2 protein-coding genes are annotated in these 1,306 nt (G+C 65.8%); one reads left to right on the top strand and one right to left on the bottom strand.

From position 1 onward, the window contains the following. Nucleotides 1-89: 89 nt before the first annotated feature. A complete protein-coding gene (gene tnpA / locus Pma05_RS42090) occupies nt 90-506 on the bottom strand; it encodes an IS200/IS605 family transposase (RefSeq protein ID WP_203863138.1) in 417 nt (138 codons plus the stop codon). 25 nt (nt 507-531) lie between these two features. Here tnpA and Pma05_RS42085 point away from each other — a divergent pair. After that, on the top strand, nt 532-1,306 hold a 775-nt coding region (locus tag Pma05_RS42085), incomplete at its 3' end, for an RNA-guided endonuclease InsQ/TnpB family protein (protein ID WP_203863137.1).

The following is a 1,306-nucleotide window of genomic DNA, read 5'->3' as shown; positions in this document are numbered from 1 at the left end:
CCGGCTACCGGAGTGCGGGCCAGTGCTCCGCCCTTTAGGGCGGGGGTGAAGGCCCGCGCTGGGAGGGCCGCCAAGGCCGGAGCAGTGCCTTAAACCGGGCGGTTCTGCTGCTTGATGTACTGCTTCACAACGCTCAGCGGTGCTCCGCCCACCGAGCCTGCGAAGTATGAGCCCGACCACAGCTTGTTCGCCCGGTAGTAGTGCCGTACGAGGTCGGGGAACTCCTGCCGCAGGCGGCGCGACGAGACGCCCTTGAGGCTGTTGACCAGCCGGGCCACGGCGACCTTGGGCGGGTAGTTCACCAGCAGATGGACATGGTTGTTCTCGCCGTTGAACTCGACCAGCTCGGCCTCGAAGTCAGCGCAGACGTCCCGCATGATCTGTTCCATCCGGGACAGGTGCCGGTCGCCGAACACCTTGTGCCGGAACTTCGTCACGAAAACCAAGTGGGCGTGCATTGTGAAAACACAGTGCCTACCAGTGCGAATGCCTTCGAGGTCAGCCATAAACCAACATGGTACACTCGTGATCGTGCGGCTCCGTTACCACTTCCGCGTCTACCCGACGCCCGGCCAGCAGACCGAGCTGGCGAAGGCATTCGGGTGTGCACGGGTGGTGTTCAACGACGGGCTGCGGTTGCGCCAGCAGGCTCGCGAGCAAGGACTTCCGTACGTCTCTGACGGGGAGTTGTCGCGCCGGATCATCACCGAGGCCAAGACCACGCCCGCTCGGGCATGGCTTTCCGAGGTGTCGGCGGTGGTGTTGCAGCAGGCCCTGACGGACCTGAACACCGCGTACCGCAACTTCTTCGCCTCGGTCACCGGCAACCGCAAGGGCCGCAAGGTCGCCCCGCCGAGGTTCCGGTCACGCAAGGACAACCGGCAGGCGATCCGGTTCACGAAGAACTCCCGATTCAAGGTCTGCGACAACGGCCGCCTGCGCCTGCCGAAGATCGGCGACCTGGAGGTGCGCTGGTCACGAAGCCTGCCATCCGATCCGTCGTCCGTGGCGATCATCCGCGACGCGGCGGGCCGGTACTTCGCCTCATTCGTGGTGACCACGGCCGAGGACGAGACGCTGCCGCCGGTCGCCTCCGAGGTCGGTATCGACCTGGGCCTGACCCACTTCGCCGTTCTGTCGGACGGTACGAAGGTAGCCGCGCCGAAGTTCCTGCGTCGGGCCGCCCGCAAACTCAAGCGGCTGCAACAGGCTCTCTCCCGCAAGCAGAAGGGCTCGGCCAACCGCAAGAAGGCCGTCAAGAACGTCGCTCGCGCTCACGCGCGGGTGGCCGACACCCGGCGGGACT

Origin of the sequence: Plantactinospora mayteni, from assembly GCF_016862935.1 — a bacterium.
GTDB classification, from domain to species: Bacteria; Actinomycetota; Actinomycetes; order Mycobacteriales; family Micromonosporaceae; genus Plantactinospora; species Plantactinospora mayteni.
This window is presented reverse-complemented; position numbering and strand designations above follow the sequence as displayed.